This window comes from Streptococcus sp. 27098_8_99 (assembly GCF_041431935.1).
Lineage (GTDB): Bacteria > Bacillota > Bacilli > Lactobacillales > Streptococcaceae > Streptococcus > Streptococcus parasanguinis_D.
Map to the genome: position 1 here is coordinate 1 of NZ_JAPVYQ010000014.1, position 17,878 is coordinate 17,878.

The window sequence follows — 17,878 nt, forward strand, 5'->3', positions numbered from 1 at the left end:
TGCTTCTTTTGTTTCTTCTTCAGCTGCTTCTTCAGGATCTTTTTCATCCAAGTCTAGCACGATGTCTTCTGATTCTGTTTGTTTGCGAATGGATTGAACCAAGTCATTGCCACTTAGATTTTCTTTTTGAAGTTTATCCTTAAATGAGTGAAAGACTTCTTGAGATTTTTCAACCACATCTTGCGTCTTTTCTTTGACAGACTCCAAAACAGTTCCTGTCGTAATTTCTCCAGAACCAACTTTTTCTTTGGTTTGTTGGATCACTTCTGCTGCTTGTTTGGAAACATCCTTAGCCGTTTGTTTAACCGATTCATGTACTTCTTGAGGATCTTCTTGATAATCTTTTACGAAGCGCACCACCTTTTTAGTGACTTTCTTTCCTTGCTCTGTTGATAAATAGTAGGCTGCTGAAGCACCTGAAATCACACCAATTAATAAACTAGATAAACGTCCCATATTCTTCCTCGATTCTATTTAAATAATTTTGAAGCCATCTGAATCGCTTTTAATCCGATAGAGGCTTTCACTGTTTTTCCACCAGCTGACACTGCTTTGACACTCAATTGACGGGCTTGATCATTCAAATCTGAAACTGACTCGGAAAGATCCGCCACGGCTGTAAAGAGTGGGGCAATCGTTGCAACTTTTTGATTCAAATCATCCGTTAAAACATTAACCTTTGCCAATAGATCATTGGTCTGATGCAAGGTGACATTGACATCTGATGTCAAAACTTGGATCGTTTTTTGCGTCTCATCTACAACTTTTCCAATCTTTGAGAGGAAAAAAATCATATAAATGACAAGCGCTACTAAGGCAAGGCCTAAGAGGCCGTAGGCAATTTCAATAAACATATGTTACTCCTTTGTTTCTACATAATAAGGGGCTTGTTTGCGGCGTTGGTAGATGATGATGGCGAGTCCAACTAAAATCAGGATCATCGATAACCACTGGGAAACACGCAAGCCCGCAAACATCAGGCTATCCGTCCGCATTCCTTCGATGATCATCCGACCAAAACCATACCAGATAAGGTAAAAGGCTGTGATCTCACCTTGTCGCAAAAATTGTGGCTTCCTACGAAGAATCAAGATCAAGAGAAATCCTAACAGATTCCAACTGGATTCATATAAGAAGGTTGGCTGACGGTAACTACCATCTATATACATTTGATCTCGAATAAAAGAGGGCAGGTAGTTGAGACTTTTAACAGCAGCTCCATAAGCTTCCTGGTTAAAGAAGTTTCCCCAGCGACCAATACTCTGGGCAATCATGACGCTTGGGGCCGCAATATCCAAAAAGTCGATCGGCTCAATCAAGCGTCTGCGAGAGAATAGATAGAGGACAAGAGCACCTGTCAAGAGGCCACCATAAATCGCGATTCCTCCGTTCCAGATGGCAAAAATCTCACCCAGGTGCTGGCTATAGTAACCCCATTCAAAAACAACGTAATAGAGTCTAGCCCCCACAATCGCAAGCGGAAAGGCGATCAAAATGAAATCAATGATATCATCTGGATTAATTTTCTTACGAGGTGCTTCTTTCATAGAAAGATAAACGGCTAGTATCAAGCCAGAGACAATACAAATTGCGTACCAACGAATACTGATCGGACCTAATTGAAGGGCTACTGGATTCATTCCTTCACCTCATTTTGGCTGATCAGCTGAGACAAACGTTCTTCAAAGGTTTTGGTGGCATCATAGCCCATTTCTTTAGCACGAACATTCATGGCTGCCGCTTCAATCACGACCGAAATGTTCCGACCGGTCTTCACAGGGATGCGAATCCGAGGAATGGTCACACCTCCAATTTCCAACTCCTCTGCATTATTACCAAGACGATCATAAATCTGATCCTTAGCATAATTTTCCAAGTAAACAGCGATTTGGACTTGTGAAGAATCCTTGACAGCACTCGCACCGTAGAGACTCATGACATCGATAATCCCGACACCACGGATCTCTAGTAAGTGGCGTAGGATTTCAGCTGGCTCTCCCCAAAGGGTCATCTCATCTCTCGCATAGATATCGACTCGGTCATCTGCTACGAGGCGGTGACCCCGCTTGACCAGTTCCAGACCTGTCTCGCTTTTTCCGATTCCGCTATCTCCTTGGATCAAGACACCCATCCCATAAATATCCATCAAGACACCGTGTACACTCGTACGTTCTGCTAGGCGACTATCCAAATAGCTAGAAAGCTCTCCAGATAAACGGCTCGTCGCAACATTGCTCTTCAAAATGGCTAGTTGCTTCTCTTCAGCAGCACGCAACATTTCTTCTGGAATTTCTAAATTCCGTGCGACAATGATGACAGGTGTCTCTGGCTGGAACATTTTACGCAGGACTTGATGACGGTTGTGAGAGCTCATCTTCACCAGGTAGGACCATTCTTTCATTCCTACAAGCTGAATCCGCTCAGGTGTGTAATAGTCGAAATAGCCCGTCATTTCAAGACCTGGACGTGAAATGTCCGCAGTCGTAATTTCCTTGCTTAAGAGGCTATCATCCCCATAAACAACCGATAGACGAAGCTTTTCCTGTAGATCGCGAACAGTAACTGCCATATCATTCTCCCTTTTCAAATTCTCTCTCTATTATAGCAGATTTTCTCTTCAGACGAGAGACTGAAGTGTCATTTGAAAGATCATTTTCAACTCCTTTTTAAGGCAAGCAAAAAGAGGCCAAGACAAAGGTCTCCAACCTCTAGGAAATAATGGGGACATATGAAGAATAATCTAGCTTTGGCCTTGCAAGAAATCTGTAATCATGGATTTGATTCCGGTAGAGACCGCATAGACCACCGCATTTGAAGGAAATGCGATCAAGCCGAGCATAAAGGTGGTAGGTCCTCCCCCCAGCAAGGACAAAACCAGATACAAAATCGGTAGAAATAAAATCGAAAATCGATAAATTTGTGGCTTTCTAGCCTCTTTTGTTGGAAGAAATAAGAGGTAGAAGAGACTATTCCAAATGCCCAGTGGAAAAAGGAGCATTCCGATCAAAACTGTTCCAACTCCTTCACCAAAAACACGATTTAAAATGAAAAACTGTCCAACAAAACTGAAGAGGAGATATAGAATAAAAGCAAGGGAATAGAACTTCTGCTTCACTCGGATCTCCTTTTAGAAAAACGGACTATCATTCTGATCATGGATGGGTTCAGCCTCTTTTCTTCGACGAGGTCGAGGGCCATCGTCAAATATTTCCTGCTCCTCCTCGTCCTTATAAGGCAAGGTCGTATCTAACAATAAATAGATAATCACACCGATAAAGGCATGAGAAACCGTGAAAAGAATAAACAAGAAGCGTAGGAGAGTTACACTAAGACCAAATTTATCAGCTAAGCCAGCTAGCACACCTGAAACCAGGCGATGTCGTTTTAATTTGTAAAATGATGATGTCATTTGATTTTCCTCTTTCTAGTTAGACCTATTTTAGCAGAGTCGAACTGGAAAGAGATCCGCCTAAAGACCGATTCTTACTCTTGTCTCATTTCAAGAAATTGCAGGCGGCTGCGACAACGACCGCAGGCATATTTCTTCAGATCGATTTTTCGCTTTCGTCTATACTCTTGGCCACAATGGGGACATTGATAGAGATAGATCCTCTTGACTCGTCCAGTTCTATCTGGTAGAGGTGGTGTGAAACGAAGACCGTCCACTTGCTGGAGGAGTTGCTTAAAGGCTAGATCTTTATGGCGATATCCTTTACCTTGATCGTAAAGATGGTAATGGCAGAGCTCGTGGCGGACAATTTTGCGAAAGACCTCTAACCCAAAAGCTTGGTATATTTTCGGGTTGAAATCAAGGTGTCGATCCTTGGGAAAGAAACGACCCCCAGTGGTTTGAAGACGTGAATTCCACTCTGCTCGATGACGGAATTCTCTCCCAAAATCTTCTAGGGATACTTGGCGTACATACTCAGTCAGATTCATTCGGAGCTACCAAACTGAGATTGACTTTTTCGCGTTCCACATCAATCTTCTTCACCCAGACGGTAACCAAATCACCTACTGAGACGACCTGGCTTGGATGCTTGATAAACTGCTTGCTCATATGGGAGATATGAATCAAGCCATCTTCGTGAATGCCAATATCGACAAAGGCTCCAAAGTCAACCACATTGCGCACAACCCCTTCTAATTTTTGGCCAATATGCAAGTCTTTAATATCCAAGACATCCTGACGGAGCACAGGTGCATCAAAGGAATCCCGCAAATCGCGACCTGGTTTTAGGAGATCGGCAATGATATCTTTCAGAGTTTCTGGTCCCAGATCCAGCTGAGTAGACATCTCCTCGATGTTCACAGCTTTTAATTTTTCCTGAGCTGATGCATCGAGGTCGGTAATTTCAAGAAGTTGAAAAAGTTTTTCAACTTCCTTGTAACTTTCAGGGTGAACGCCGGTATTATCCAAGATGTTTTTACTTTCAGGAATGCGTAAGAATCCAGCCGCCTGCTCGAAAGCCTTGGCACCGAGACGAGGGACTTTTTTAATTTGCGCTCGTGAAAGAATCATTCCTTCTTCTTCCCGGTATTTCACAATATTTTCAGAGATGGTCTTATTGAGTCCTGCTACATGCGCTAAGAGAGAGGGACTAGCCGTATTGATATTGACCCCAACTTGGTTGACCACGGTATCTACCACGAAATCCAAGCTTTCTGTCAGTTTTTTCTGATTGACATCGTGTTGGTATTGACCGACACCGATAGATTTGGCATCGATTTTCACCAATTCTGCTAGCGGATCTTGCAAGCGGCGGGCAATGGAGATGGCCGAGCGTTTTTCAACGGTTAGCTCTGGAAACTCATGACGGGCCAACTCACTAGCTGAATAGACAGATGCTCCGCTTTCATTGACAATAACATAGCGAACTCCTGGATGGTCATGAAGCACCTCTGCGACAAAGGCCTCACTTTCACGGCTGGCGGTTCCATTTCCAATCGCAATAATTTCTACTCCAAACTCCTTAATCAAGGAAGACAGTTCCTTTTTAGCCTGCTCGATCTGAGCTGGTTTTGCAGGAGCAACTGGATAGATGACCTGGGTGGCAAGCATCTTTCCTGTCTCATCGACAACGGCTAGTTTAGCACCGGTCCGAAAGGCTGGGTCAAATCCAAGGACCACGCGCCCTTTTAATGGAGGAATGAGCAATAGATTCCGTAGATTCTCAGAGAACAATTGAATGGCTCCGTCTTCTGCCACCTCCGTCAACTCTGTCCGAATCCGACGTTCAATCGCAGGAACGATTTTTTTCTTAACCGCTTGTTGAATAACCTCATCCACATAGGCATTTTTCGTTTTAAAACGAGCCTCAAAAATACGAATGATCCGATCCAGTTGGTGCTCAAATCCAACTTTGAGAACGCCCAATTTTTCCCCACGATTGAGAGCTAGAGTCCGGTAGCCTTGCATATTCTTGATCTTTTCAGAAAAATCATAGTAAATTTCAAAGGTTCTCTTAGGATCTAAGTTTTCATCCTTCAAGGTTGACGTCATGAGGGAATGCCCATGAATTTCTTGATAGGTGAGGGCCCGTAATTGGGTATCCTCTGAAATAGCTTCTACCAGAATATCCACTGCACCAGCTAAAGCCGCAGTTTCAGTTGGGAAGGCCTCACAGGTAAATTTCTGAGCCTCTGCTTCCAAGTCTGGGCTATTTTGCAAAATGAGACGTGCCAAGGGGAAAAGTCCTGCCTCACGGGCAATCGTCGCCTTGGTCCGCCGTTTTTCCTTATAAGGGAGATAGAGCTCTTCGACATCCGCTAATTTTTCAGCAGCTTCAATAGCCTGCTTGAGCGCCTCTGTCAGTTTGCCCTGTTCCTCAATCTTAGCAAGGACGGTTTCCTTTCGTTCAGCCAGAGCCGTTAACGATTTGTCCCGGTCAATAATGGCCTTAATCGCTACTTCATCTAAATTTCCCGTCATATCTTTTCGATAGCGAGCAATGAAAGGAATAGTTGAGCCTTCTGCGGTCAGACTCAATACGGTATCGATTTGTTTTAAGCTAACACCCAATTCTTGGGCTATTTTTTCATATTTATCCATAGCTTCTATTATAGCATATTTTGCTGCCATCAAGGGGTGAGATCGCCTGTTCTGGTCTCTGTTTCAGGGATTTTTCATAGAATAATTTTGACCCTATGGATCTTTCCTTTTATGCTCCATTTCCCCCTTGCTCTTTCCTTTTTGTTATAATGAAAGAAAATAAAAAGGAGGCCCAACAATGGCTATTAAATTCTCAAAAACAGATGATCTTGATAAAATGTTTGAAAACTTTGCAAGTTTTCCGGATGTAGAAAAGAAAGTCGAATTCCCTGAAGAGAAAAAGAAGGCAGAAACTGCTACCACTAAAGAAGCAAAGAAGGCTAAGTAATGACATTCTTTCAACACCTTCCCTCTAGCGTCTTGCAGGCTGGGGCTATTTTTCTCTCGATTATTATCGAGGCCCTACCTTTTGTCCTAATCGGAAGTATCATTTCAGGGATTATTGAAGTCTATATTACCCCCGAGAGGGTCTACCGCTTTCTTCCCAAAAATAAATTTGGGCGGATCTTCTTTGGGACCTTTATCGGCTTTATCTTTCCTTCCTGTGAATGTGGAATTGTTCCCATTATCAATCGCTTTCTAGAAAAGAAAGTCCCAAGTTATACTGCTGTTCCCTTTTTGGTGACAGCACCGGTCATCAATCCCATCGTTCTCTTTGCGACCTACTCAGCCTTTGGGAATTCTGTCAAGATGGCCCTCTACCGCGCCCTTGGTTCCCTTTTGGTCGCAACGGTGCTAGGGATCTTTCTTGGTTTTATTCAGACAGATTCGATCCAAAAAGAACATCGTAAGGCTGTACATGAACATGATTTTAGGGGCTTGAGCAAAGGTCAAAAGCTCTTTCAAGTCTTGGTGCAAGCGATTGATGAATTCTTTGACACGGGACGTTACCTGGTATTTGGTTGTCTCTTTGCCAGCCTCGTCCAAGTCTATGTCCCAACACGGATCCTCACTTCGATCAGTGCGACACCAGTTATTGCTATTCTCCTTCTCATGGTCTTGTCCTTTCTCCTCTCACTTTGTAGCGAGGCGGACGCCTTTGTTGGATCCTCTCTTCTGACGAGTTTTGGAGTAGCGCCTGTTCTTGCCTTTTTGGTGATTGGGCCTATGCTTGATGTCAAAAATCTCCTCATGATGAAAAATTATCTCAAGACCCGTTTTATCTGGCAATTTATCGGAATTGTGAGTGGAGTTGTGCTCCTTTATGCTTGGTTTGTGGGGGTAGTGCTATGATTCGTTTCTTGATATTAGCTGGCTATTTTGAGCTCACCATGTACTTGCAATTATCTGGTAAGCTCAATCAATACATCAACTTACACTATTCTTACTTGGCTTATATTTCCATGTTCTTGTCCTTTGTTTTAGCTCTTGTGCAGCTGATCATCTGGGTCAAGCAGATGAAGATCCACAGTCATCTCTCTGGCTTCTGGGCAAAAGTGGCGAGTATTTTCTTGCTCTGTATTCCTTTGTTTGTCGGGCTATTTTTCCCTACAGTGACACTGGATTCCCAAACGGTTTCTGCCAAAGGCTACCACTTCCCGGTTGCGGCTGGATCTTCCAAGGAAATCCAGCAGGACGAAGGAACAACAACCCAGTATCTCAAACCAGATACTAGTAGCTATTTTACCAAATCTGCCTATGAGTCAGAAATGAAGCAGGCGGCAAAGAAATATGTTGATAAAAAAGTGATCCAGGTGACCACTGAGAATTACATGGAAGTCATGGAAGTGATTTATGATTATCCTGACCAATTTGCAGGAAAGACGATCGAGCTGACCGGTTTTGTATACAATGATCCCAATAACAAGGACAGCCAATTCCTCTTTCGCTTTGGGATCATCCACTGTATCGCAGATTCCGGCGTCTACGGTCTCTTAACGACGGGGGCTCCGCAGCATTTCGAAAACAATACTTGGATCCATGCTAAAGGAACCTTGTCCATTGAATACCACAAGCAACTTAAGCAAAGCTTGCCTGTCCTCCACATTAGCGATTGCCAGACCATTACGAAACCGGATAATCCTTATGTCTACCGCGTATTCTGATGGAGTTACCAAGTTTCTTCGGTGGTCGATCCAAACAGCTTATAGCAATTGAAGCTAGAATCCACATTGATTCTAGCTTTTTCTATGCTTTCCTCTCTAATCCTCTAATCCAAGCGGAAAATATTCGGAACAACGATTCCATCAAAGAAATCTTGTAGATTTTATGGTAAAATATGGTTAATAAAATAGGAAATAGGTACTTAAATGTCTTCAAAAGTTATTGTAACCATTTTCGGGGCCAGTGGAGATTTAGCCAAGCGCAAACTCTACCCATCCCTTTTTAGACTCTATAAATCAGGAAATCTATCTGAAAACTTTGCGGTTATCGGAACAGCCCGCAGACCATGGAGCAAAGAATACTTTGAATCAGTCGTGGTAGAATCTATCACAGATCTGGCAGATAGCCCTCAACAAGCTCAAGAATTCGCTAGTCATTTCTACTACCAAAGCCATGATGTCAATGATACCGAACATTACATCGCCCTGCGCGAATTGCAAAATAGCTTGGATGAAAAATACCAAACGGAACACAACAAGGTCTTTTTCTTGTCCATGGCTCCTCAATTTTTTGGAACCATTGCCAAACACCTCAAATCCGAAGGAATTGTGGATGGACAAGGCTTTGAGCGCTTGATCGTTGAAAAACCTTTCGGTACAGACCTAGAAACGGCTAGTCAGCTCAACAAGGAATTGGAAGAAACCTTTGATGAAGAACAAATCTTCCGGATCGACCATTACCTTGGAAAAGAAATGATCCAAAATATCTTTGCCATTCGTTTTGGAAATCTTATTTTTGATAATCTTTGGAACCGAGATTTTATTGACAATATCCAAATTACCTTTGCTGAACGCTTGGGGGTTGAAGAACGCGGTGGCTACTATGATCACTCGGGGGCCCTTCGAGATATGGTGCAAAACCATACCCTTCAGCTGTTGTCTTTGCTTGCTATGGATAAACCAGCCACCTTTACTAAGGATGCGATTCGGGCAGAAAAAGTTAAAGTTTTTGAGCAATTGCACAATCCAACAGATGACGAATTGAAGAAATTCTTTATCCGTGGTCAATACCATTCAGGTACGATCGAAGGGAAAAAAGATATCTCTTATCGCAGTGAGCCCAATGTCGACCCTGAATCTACTACAGAAACCTATGCTTCTGGTGCATTCTTTGTTGATAGCGATCGCTTCCGTGGGGTGCCTTTCTTCTTCCGTACTGGAAAACGCTTGACCCAAAAAGGAACCATGGTCAATGTGGTCTTCAAGCAAACCGACTCCATCTTTGGACATAGCTTGCAACCAAATGTCTTGACCATTTATATCCAACCAAATGAAGGTTTCTCATTGAGCATCAACGGAAAAGAGGTCGGAGAAACATTCAGTATCGCACCAATTTCCTTTGATTACGAAACAGATGCGACCGCAACTGGGGCTTCACCAGAGCCTTATGAAAAATTAATTTTCGACGTTTTGAACAATGACTCAACCAATTACAGCCACTGGCACGAAGTCCGTGCTTCATGGCAATTGATTGACCGGATTGAAAAACTATGGGCTGAAAATGGAGCTCCGCTCTATGAATACAAGTCAGGATCCATGGGACCAACTGCATCCGATGATCTCCTTGCAGAATACGGAGCCGAATGGGTTTGGAAACCTGAACCTAAGAATTAAGGAAAGCCACCTTCGGGTGGTTTTTTTGATAGCGCAAGGAAACAAAAAGACAAATTGTTCTTCCAACAATTTGTCTTTTTCTATTTGACTCTTAAATCAAGCCTTCCAAGAGGCCTCTCATGAAGTTTTCTGAGTGGAATGGTCCGATGTCATCAATCTTTTCTCCGAATCCAATCAACTTCACTGGGATGTCCAACTCTTCACGGATCGCAAGGACGACCCCACCTCGAGCTGTTCCATCGATCTTGGTCAATACAATTCCTGTCACAGGCGTAATTTTTGAAAATTCTTTAGCTTGCACCAAGGCATTTTGACCAGTTGATGCATCGAGGGCCAGCAAGGTTTCATGCGGTGCATCAGGTACCACACGCTTGATAATGCGGCCGATTTTTTCCAGCTCGGCCATGAGGTTGTCCTTATTCTGCAGACGCCCCGCCGTATCAATCATCAGAACATCGATGTTTTCAGCGATCGCGCGTTCCATTCCATCAAAGACGACACTAGCAGGATCTGATTTTTCAGGACCTGTCACAACTGGAACATCTACGCGGCGTCCCCATTCTGCCAGTTGAGCTACTGCTCCTGCACGGAAAGTATCTGCTGCAACCAACATGACTTTCTTGCCTTCTTGTTTGTAGCGGTGGGCTAATTTCCCGATAGAGGTTGTTTTACCAACTCCATTGACCCCAACAAAGAGCATGACCGTAAGACCGTCTTGAAAACGAATGGCTTCATTAAACTGGCCATCCTTTTCATACAAGTCCACCAATTTTTCGATGATCACGCGCTTGAGAGCATCTGGTTTTTTGGCATTTTCCAAACGGGCTTCATAGCGCAACTCTTCGGTTAAATTAGAGGCCACTTGAACTCCAACATCACTCATAATCAAGAGTTCTTCCAATTCTTCAAAGAATTCTTCATCGACTGAACGGAAATTGGCAAAGAAGGCATTGAGGCGTGCTCCAAATCCAGTCCTTGTCTTTTTCAAGCTACGATCGTATTTTTCCTGAATGGTTTCTTGCTGAGGCTCAATCTCGTCTGGAATTGGCTCTTCTACCTCTTCAACAGTTCTTTCCTCAACGGTTGATGCAGGTTCTCCTTGAGGAAGTCTGGACTCGGCTTCTGCCACTTCTGAAGTTTCCTCCACTTGAGCAATCGCTTCTGATACTTCAGGTTCTGAAACCTCATCCTGAGCTTCTACTAGTTCTGGAGACTCCTCTTCTGTCGTGCTCCCTTCTACTAGCTCAGCGTCAGATGATGGAGAGGCAATTGGTGACTCTTCTTCCATTTCTGAACCGTTAGCCCCATCTGCTTCCTCACCATCTTCAGTAACTTCCGCTTCAATTTTCACTTCTTCAAGAGGCTCAGTCTCCGTGTCATCAGCTAGTGGTGAAACTTCTTGAGGAATTGCTTCTGTTTGAGCAGGTTCAAAGGCAACTGGAGACTCCTCTACCGGTTCTTGAACTTCAGGAGTCTCTGAAGTTCCTATTTCTTCAACAAGAGGTTCCTCTGCCGGCTCTTCTTGAGCAACGGTTGAAACAGGTTGATGAGTGGCTGCAATTCGCGCTTTGAGCTCTTGGTAGTAAGCCTCCATATCAGCGATTTTTTGCTCTTCCTTGTCATTTTGGGTAGCCGTAGGCTCCTCTTTGACAGTTTCTTCAACCTCAGTACTTTCCGTCACTTCTTCCGAAGACGGAAGCACTTTTTCAGTTTCTTCTTTTTTTCCAAATAAACGATCAAATAATCCCATTTATTCACTCTCCTTTAGCACATAATTTTCAATCGCCCATGCGACGGCATCTTGGTCATTGGTCATAGGGGCCACAAGCGTTGCAACTTCCTTCACTGCTGGAATCGCATTGCCCATGGCAACCCCCAGTCCAGCCCACTGGATCATAGACAGGTCATTGGCTTCATCTCCACAGGCCATGACTTGATCTGCCTCAAGACCCAAAATAGAAGCTAGAGCTACTAAGCCCGTTGCCTTGTGAACATTTTTAGGGCACCATTCCAGCAACATTTCCCGAGATTTAAAAATTTCATAGTCTTGAAATAAGTCCGGCTTGATCTGCTTGATCGTTGCATCTAAAAAGTCTTGATCGACTGCTGTCACACACTTGTTGTAGGAAATCGTGGATGGCAGGTCTTTAAAATCTGTCTCAATAAAGTTCAGGTAGGGATTGTAAAGGGAATAGAGAGACTTTCGATCTGCATGAATCTCATAAACCGTTCCCTCACTGATAGCATCCAGCGGAAGTCCTAGACGGGCTGTTTCATCATGAATGGTTGCGACATCTTCTGGTGCCAAGACAACTTTTGAGAGGATTTCTCCATTATTTCGCTGCACTAGACCACCGTTGAAGGTAATCGTATACTCTTCTTTGAGGCCTGCTGTTCCCAATTCTTCCAAAAGAAAATCCATGGCTTTCAAGGGACGACCAGTGGTTAGAACCACCTTGACACCTTGGGCCTGTGCAGCAGCGAGGGCTGCTCTATTGCGAGGGGAGATCTTTTTTTCTGAATTGAGAAGGGTCCCATCTAAATCCAGCGCAATCAAGGAAATCTTACTCATACAATTTCCTCCATGTAGCGTAGGACAGAACTAGTTACATGGTGACCGATGACTGTTTCAGCAATGGCCAAGATTTCAGGACGTGCATTTTCTGGCGCTACAGGATGGCCCACGACTTGCATCATATGGAGGTCATTTAAGTTATCCCCGAAAGCCATCACCTGATCCATCGAGATCCCTAGTTTATCCGCTAAGGCGGTAATGGCCACTCCCTTATCGACATAATCGAGGACAATATCAATCGATTCAAAACCTGTCGTCATCGCTTTGACACCTGGGATATTCTCAGTGACCCATTGTTCACCTTCAAGTACAAGAGCTGCATCAAAGTTGGTGGTCAATTTGAAAATTTCATCCTGAATATCTGCTAGGCTTTTCACTTTTTGAATGTTTTCATTGTAGTGCTGACTCAAGGCCAGATAGTCGGGATCTACTGTTTCTAATACATAGCTCCCTTTTTTCCCAGTCAAAAGAAGCTTATTCGGGTCTGCATAAGGTGAGGATTTCAAAGCCTCAAAAACACCCAAATAAAAGTCTTTGGACATGGTCGCTTCGTAGAGATCGTCTCCATGAAATTCTACCACACTACCATTTTCAGCAATGAAAATCATCTGGTCCTCAAATCCTTTAAAGAGAGATTTGAGAGAAAGGAGGGCACGGCCACTTGCAACAGCAAAATAGATGCCTTTTTCTTTGCAACTTGCTAATACCTTGCGTAAAAGGTCTTGATCGTACTGATGTTGGTCATTTAGAAAGGTTCCATCCATATCCGTAGCGATCAATTTAATATCATTATTCTTCATTTTCTAAGTCTTTCAATTTTACTGAGACGATTTTAGAAACCCCAGATTCCTGCATGGTCACCCCATAGATGGAATCTGCAGCCGACATAGTTCCCTTCCGGTGCGTCACGACAATAAATTGGCTTTCCTTATCAAAGCGGTTCAGATAATCCCCAAAGCGCTTAACATTGGCCTCATCTAGGGCAGCCTCTACCTCATCCAAAATGACAAATGGAATGGTCTTGACACGAATAATCGAGAACAAGAGGGCCAAGGCAGACAAGGCCTTTTCTCCACCACTCATGAGGTTTAAGGATTGGATCTTTTTACCAGGTGGCTGCACAGAAATCTCAACACCAGCTGTCAGAAGATCTGGCTCTGTCAGAATCAAATCAGCAGAACCCCCACCAAACATTTGACGGAAAGTGACTTTAAAGGATTCACGAATGGCTTCAAAAGTTGATTTAAAGCGTTCCTTGACTTCGTCATTCATGTCGTTGATGGTAGACAGAAGCATATTTTTCGCAGCCAAGACATCCTCACGCTGGCTGGAAAGGAAATCAAAGCGCCCCTTCACCTCATCGTACTGCTCGATCGCATCCACATTGACTGGACCAAGTGCCTTAATATCTTTTTCGATGCTCTTGAGCTGGTTTTCAGCTGCTACAAGATTTTCAACAGGTTTGGCCTGTTCTTTGGCTTGGTCAAAGCTTTGCATGAATTCATCGGTAATTTGCGTTAAGAGCTTGTTCAAACGATCCGCATGCTTTTCACGTGTCGCTTCAGCCTTGGCTTGTTGACGAATCCACTCTTCGTTTTTCTTGCGCGCTTGTTCCATCTGTTCTGCCACATCTTCGGCCTGTCCTTCCAAATCATCCAGCTCAAAGCGTTTCCGAATGACTCCTTGTTCCAAGTCCGTTTTCTTGGCTTGTGCCTGCGTCAATTGGTTGGCTAGCTGCTCCACATCCACTGTCTGAACTTTGGCCTCGCCTTGTTCAATCAGCAATTGCAACTGATGCTCTTCTACTTCCAACTGGGAGATCGTTTCTTCCAAGCGACGAGCATCTGTTTGCTCATAGCTTTGTTGGCTCAACCATTCCGTCTGTTGAAGTCGCAGTTCTGCCAATTGCTCTTGCAAGTTCTGTACTTTTTGTTGCAGAACATCTTTGTCCGACTTCATGGTTTCAATATCGCGGTTCAAGTTTTCTTTTTGAAGCTCAATTTCTGCCAATTGCTCAGTAAGGGACTCCAGCTCTTCTTGGAGAGATTGGGTCGCATCTGTTGCCAATTCTGACTGCAAAGCTTCTAAGAGTTCCTGAATTTCTTTCAGTTGCTCTTGGCTTTGTTGGTAGGCCAATTGGGCCCGCTGTTGCTCCAGACGTGCTTGCTCACCCTGATTTTGAATAGAAGCCAAGTATTCTTGCGCCTGCTTGAGCAGATTGTCCTTGGTCTCTACCTCCTGCTCTGCTTCTCTCAAACGAGCATCCAGAGCTTGCATTTCCTGCTTCAAACTATCCAATTCTGGTTTAACAAAGACCGTATTTTGGGAGCGATTGGCACCACCGGCATACGATCCTCCGGTCCGCAATTCGGTCCCATCCAAGGTCACCATCCGAACTTGATAGTTGACTTTACGAGCTGCCTCACGCGCATGCTCCGTTGTATCAAAGATGGCCGTTACTCCAAGCAAGTTTTGGAAAATCTGTTCAAAACGATGCTCATAGGTCACTAAGTCACTCGCAATTCCTAGAAATCCTGCACTGGCTTGAATCAATTCTAGATTCCGAGGAGATAGTTGACGAGCTTTGATCGTCGTGAGCGGAAGGAAAGTTGCCCGTCCCAAGCGATTGCGTTTCAAGAAATCGATCGCTCGCGTTGCGGCCTTTTCATCCTCGACAATGATCTGTTGGCTGCTAGCTCCCAGAGCAATTTCAAGCGCCGTCTGATAGTCTTTTGAGAAGCTCAAATTCTCACTAACAGCCCCACAGATGCCTCCTAACCGTTCTGCTTCTTGCAAAACGCTCTTGACGCCTGCATAGAAGTTACTATGGTTCTTCTGAATGGCTTCCAAGCTATTGATCCGCGCCCGTTTGTTTTTGCTCTCATCCATCAGGTCAAACATGGCCGTTTGAGCCTCTTGGTAGGCAGCTTTGGCCTGCTCCACTTTTACCAATTGCTCTTGGTATTCTGCTAATAGGCCTTTGACCGTCGCTTGTGCCTGATCCAACTCTTCCAATTGTCGGACTTCTTTTTCCTTGGCAGCTTCAAAGTTTGTTTGTGCCTTGGTCAAATCCTCTTCACGATGGCTAGATTCTTGCAGGAGTGCCTGGATTCGGCTCTCAATCGCTGTCCGCTCATTCGATTTTTCAGCCTCTGTCTGCAAGAGTGCGACATACTGCTCGCGTAGATGCTCAATGACTTGTTCCGGATCTTCTTCGTAGTTGGCTAATTCTTTTTCCAACTCTTCTTGTTGCTGACGGTTCTCTGTCAGTCTTTGTTGGAGCACAGCTAGCGTCTCTTGTTTTTGCGCCAGCTCTTGTTTCGCTTCTTCCAGACGTGCCAAAACAGCATCCAGCCGCTCAAGATTTTCCCTGCGACTATGGGCTGCTTGACTCGATTGCAACTTAGCTACTTCGATTTGCTTTTCCAAATCACTGATCAAACGAGTGACCTCAAGTAAGCTGGCCTGGTCCTCAGCTAAGCTTTCATCCAACTGATGGCGGGCTTTCTTGATACGTACATTATCTTCTTCTAAGACCTGACGACGTTGGTAATAAGAAGCCAACTGTTCTTGAATGGCTTTTTCTTCTTGATCAGCCTTTTCATAAAGGTCCTTTGTCAAATCGACTTGAGCAACTAAAACATCCAGCAAGAGAACCTGCCGTTCTTGGTCTAATTCCAAGAAACGGCGAGCGACAGTCGCTTGCTTTTCAAGAGGTTGGATTTGTCCTTCTAATTCATAGAGGATATCCTCCAGACGGTCCAAATTCTCCTGGGTTTGGTTGAGTTTGGTTTCGGTTTCCTTGCGCCGCGTCTTAAATTTCAAGACACCTGCAGCTTCTTCAAAGATTGCCCGGCGTTCTTCCGGTTTGGAGTTAAAGATCTCCTCTACCCGACCTTGGGAGATAATCGAGAAAGAATCCCGTCCCAATCCCGTATCCATAAACAAATCATGCACATCTCTGAGACGTACTTTCTTACCATCGATCTTGTACTCGCTGTCTCCCGAGCGATAAATATGCCGTTCGACACGAATTTCTTTCCCTGCCTGTTGGATAAAACCATCTTGGTTATCTAAGACAACTGTGACACAGGCATAATTCAGCGGTTTTCGCGATTCTGTCCCTGCAAAAATGACATCGGGCATCTTGCCCCCACGTAGACTCTTGACACTGGATTCCCCCAGGGCCCAGCGCAAGCTCTCCGTGATATTTGATTTTCCAGATCCATTAGGCCCTACAACGGCAGTGACCCCTTTGTCAAATACGACTTTTGTCTTATCCGCAAAGGATTTAAAGCCTTGGATTTCAATCTCTTTTAGATACATGGGGAATCATTCCTCGTTTCAACTGCATTGCGGGCTGCTTCCTGCTCCGCTAATTTCTTGGAACGACCATGACCATGTCCCATCGTTTGACCGTTCACGAACACTTCTACTTCAAACTCTTTGGCATGAGCTGGACCGGACTCGCTAACCACTTGGTACTGGATCTCCACATCTCCGTGAACCTGTAACAGTTCTTGCAGGCGGGTCTTGTAGTCAATGACTTGAGAAAATTGACCCGTTTCAACCTTTGGAATCATGACCTGGTAGATGAAGCGTTTGACTGCTTCCACTCCTTGATCCAGTAAAAGAGCACCTAAAAAGGCTTCAAATAAATCGCCAAGAATCGTATCGCGGTCCCGACCACCAGATTTTTCTTCGCCCTTGCCTAGTTTGATGAAATGGTCAAATTGGCAATCTCGAGAAAAACCAGCCAGACTTTCTTCACGGACAATCATAGAACGGAATTTGGACAAATCTCCCTCCGGTCTGTTGGGGTGTTCCTTATACAAATATTCGGAAATAACTAATTGAAGAACAGCGTCTCCTAAAAATTCCAAACGTTCGTTATGTGAAATTTTTAAGAGGCGGTGCTCATTGGCATAAGAGGTGTGCGTAAAAGCTGTATCTAATAAACTGCTATCTGAAAAAACGATCTGAAACCGTTCCGATAACAGGGCTTGTAATTTCTCCATGGGAAGCCTACTTTCTAATAAATTCATACTCTTAAGTATACCAAAAAAGAAGCACGAACGCACTTCTTTTCCTAGTTTTAGGGCCTGAATTCTCCATTTTTAATCAGGATTTTCTTCTGTTGGATTTTCAGGCTTATTAGGGATCACTTTTAAGAGATAATAGGTGATAAAAATCGTCAAAGCCCCTAGAGCAAGCTTCACCCAAATAATCGGTGCCAGAAAGATCGAAATCCCCATCAGAATGTAGATCTGAAGAAGGATCCATTTCTTCCGTTCTTTGGCAATCGATTTGGTCTCTCGGTAATCCGCTACATAGGTTTGATAAAGCTTGGTTTGGTAGAGCCACTCTTCAAAGCGTTTGGAACTTTTAGCAAAGCAGGCCATCGATAGCAATAAAAAGGGAGTCGTCGGTAAAATCGGTAATGGAATCCCAATAATTCCTAATCCCAAAGACACAAAACCAATCGTAAGATAAACAAGGCGCATTTACTTCTCCTTTGTATGATTCTTTTTTCGT

Annotated in this window: 18 protein-coding genes; 4 read left to right on the top strand and 14 right to left on the bottom strand. The window is 44.1% G+C overall.

Translation table 11 applies throughout. From position 1 onward, the window contains the following. The 8 genes from O3605_RS08200 to O3605_RS08235 all read right to left on the bottom strand — a co-directional run. Positions 1 to 456 (bottom strand): YtxH domain-containing protein (locus O3605_RS08200; protein WP_371585839.1); only part of this gene is annotated, 456 nt, incomplete at its 3' end. A gap of 14 nt (positions 457 to 470) precedes the next feature. Further along, positions 471 to 854, bottom strand: coding sequence for a DUF948 domain-containing protein (locus tag O3605_RS08205; RefSeq protein WP_371585840.1), 384 nt, complete (start codon positions 852 to 854; stop codon positions 471 to 473). A gap of 3 nt (positions 855 to 857) precedes the next feature. Continuing rightward, complete coding sequence (lgt, locus tag O3605_RS08210) at positions 858 to 1,640, bottom strand: prolipoprotein diacylglyceryl transferase (RefSeq protein WP_371585842.1); 783 nt, start codon at positions 1,638 to 1,640, stop codon at positions 858 to 860. Beyond that, complete coding sequence (gene hprK, locus O3605_RS08215; protein ID WP_371585844.1) at positions 1,637 to 2,569, bottom strand: HPr(Ser) kinase/phosphatase; 933 nt, start codon at positions 2,567 to 2,569, stop codon at positions 1,637 to 1,639. Before hprK ends, lgt begins: the two co-directional genes overlap by 4 nt. A gap of 171 nt (positions 2,570 to 2,740) precedes the next feature. Next, positions 2,741 to 3,115: a hypothetical protein gene (locus O3605_RS08220; RefSeq protein WP_371585846.1), complete on the bottom strand. Its 375-nt coding sequence runs from the start codon at positions 3,113 to 3,115 to the stop codon at positions 2,741 to 2,743. Between the two features lie 12 nt (positions 3,116 to 3,127). Further along, on the bottom strand, positions 3,128 to 3,409 hold the full coding sequence (locus O3605_RS08225) for a PspC domain-containing protein (RefSeq protein WP_049483707.1): 282 nt from the start codon (positions 3,407 to 3,409) through the stop codon (positions 3,128 to 3,130). Between the two features lie 74 nt (positions 3,410 to 3,483). Then, positions 3,484 to 3,939 carry a SprT family protein gene (locus O3605_RS08230; protein WP_003005459.1) on the bottom strand — a complete coding sequence of 152 codons (456 nt, stop codon included), beginning with the start codon at positions 3,937 to 3,939 and terminating at the stop codon, positions 3,484 to 3,486. Continuing rightward, positions 3,926 to 6,082: a Tex family protein gene (locus O3605_RS08235; RefSeq protein WP_371585848.1), complete on the bottom strand. Its 2,157-nt coding sequence runs from the start codon at positions 6,080 to 6,082 to the stop codon at positions 3,926 to 3,928. Before O3605_RS08235 ends, O3605_RS08230 begins: the two co-directional genes overlap by 14 nt. 148 nt (positions 6,083 to 6,230) lie before the next feature. On the opposite strand from O3605_RS08235, the gene O3605_RS08240 reads away from it, so the two are divergent. From O3605_RS08240 to zwf, 4 genes are all read left to right on the top strand, one after another. Beyond that, the gene (locus O3605_RS08240) at positions 6,231 to 6,380 is read left to right on the top strand and encodes an SPJ_0845 family protein (RefSeq protein ID WP_003005705.1); all 150 of its coding nucleotides are present in this window, start codon (positions 6,231 to 6,233) and stop codon (positions 6,378 to 6,380) included. Next, positions 6,380 to 7,285 carry a permease gene (locus O3605_RS08245; protein WP_227197899.1) on the top strand — a complete coding sequence of 302 codons (906 nt, stop codon included), beginning with the start codon at positions 6,380 to 6,382 and terminating at the stop codon, positions 7,283 to 7,285. The genes O3605_RS08240 and O3605_RS08245 overlap by 1 nt, the downstream gene beginning before the upstream one ends. Beyond that, positions 7,282 to 8,097 carry a TIGR03943 family putative permease subunit gene (locus O3605_RS08250; protein WP_049499476.1) on the top strand — a complete coding sequence of 272 codons (816 nt, stop codon included), beginning with the start codon at positions 7,282 to 7,284 and terminating at the stop codon, positions 8,095 to 8,097. Before O3605_RS08245 ends, O3605_RS08250 begins: the two co-directional genes overlap by 4 nt. Before the next feature lie 204 nt (positions 8,098 to 8,301). Then, positions 8,302 to 9,768, top strand: coding sequence for a glucose-6-phosphate dehydrogenase (gene zwf, locus O3605_RS08255; RefSeq protein ID WP_070466312.1), 1,467 nt, complete (start codon positions 8,302 to 8,304; stop codon positions 9,766 to 9,768). 91 nt (positions 9,769 to 9,859) lie between these two features. On the opposite strand, the gene ftsY is transcribed toward zwf, so the two are convergent. The 6 genes from ftsY to O3605_RS08285 all read right to left on the bottom strand — a co-directional run bounded on the left by ftsY (position 9,860) and on the right by O3605_RS08285 (position 17,847). Continuing rightward, positions 9,860 to 11,518 (bottom strand): signal recognition particle-docking protein FtsY, encoded by a 1,659-nt coding sequence (gene ftsY / locus O3605_RS08260; protein WP_371585849.1) that lies wholly within the window; start codon positions 11,516 to 11,518, stop codon positions 9,860 to 9,862. Next, the gene (locus tag O3605_RS08265) at positions 11,519 to 12,340 is read right to left on the bottom strand and encodes a Cof-type HAD-IIB family hydrolase (RefSeq protein ID WP_070661815.1); all 822 of its coding nucleotides are present in this window, start codon (positions 12,338 to 12,340) and stop codon (positions 11,519 to 11,521) included. After that, complete coding sequence (locus tag O3605_RS08270) at positions 12,337 to 13,143, bottom strand: Cof-type HAD-IIB family hydrolase (protein WP_371585851.1); 807 nt, start codon at positions 13,141 to 13,143, stop codon at positions 12,337 to 12,339. The genes O3605_RS08265 and O3605_RS08270 overlap by 4 nt, the downstream gene beginning before the upstream one ends. Beyond that, positions 13,133 to 16,669 carry a chromosome segregation protein SMC gene (gene smc, locus O3605_RS08275; RefSeq protein WP_371585853.1) on the bottom strand — a complete coding sequence of 1,179 codons (3,537 nt, stop codon included), beginning with the start codon at positions 16,667 to 16,669 and terminating at the stop codon, positions 13,133 to 13,135. Before smc ends, O3605_RS08270 begins: the two co-directional genes overlap by 11 nt. Then, entirely contained in the window at positions 16,660 to 17,361 is a 702-nt protein-coding gene (rnc, locus tag O3605_RS08280) for a ribonuclease III (protein ID WP_049472092.1), read from the bottom strand. The genes smc and rnc overlap by 10 nt, the downstream gene beginning before the upstream one ends. Before the next feature lie 99 nt (positions 17,362 to 17,460). After that, entirely contained in the window at positions 17,461 to 17,847 is a 387-nt protein-coding gene (locus O3605_RS08285; RefSeq protein WP_003008142.1) for a YbaN family protein, read from the bottom strand. Positions 17,848 to 17,878 lie beyond the last annotated feature (31 nt).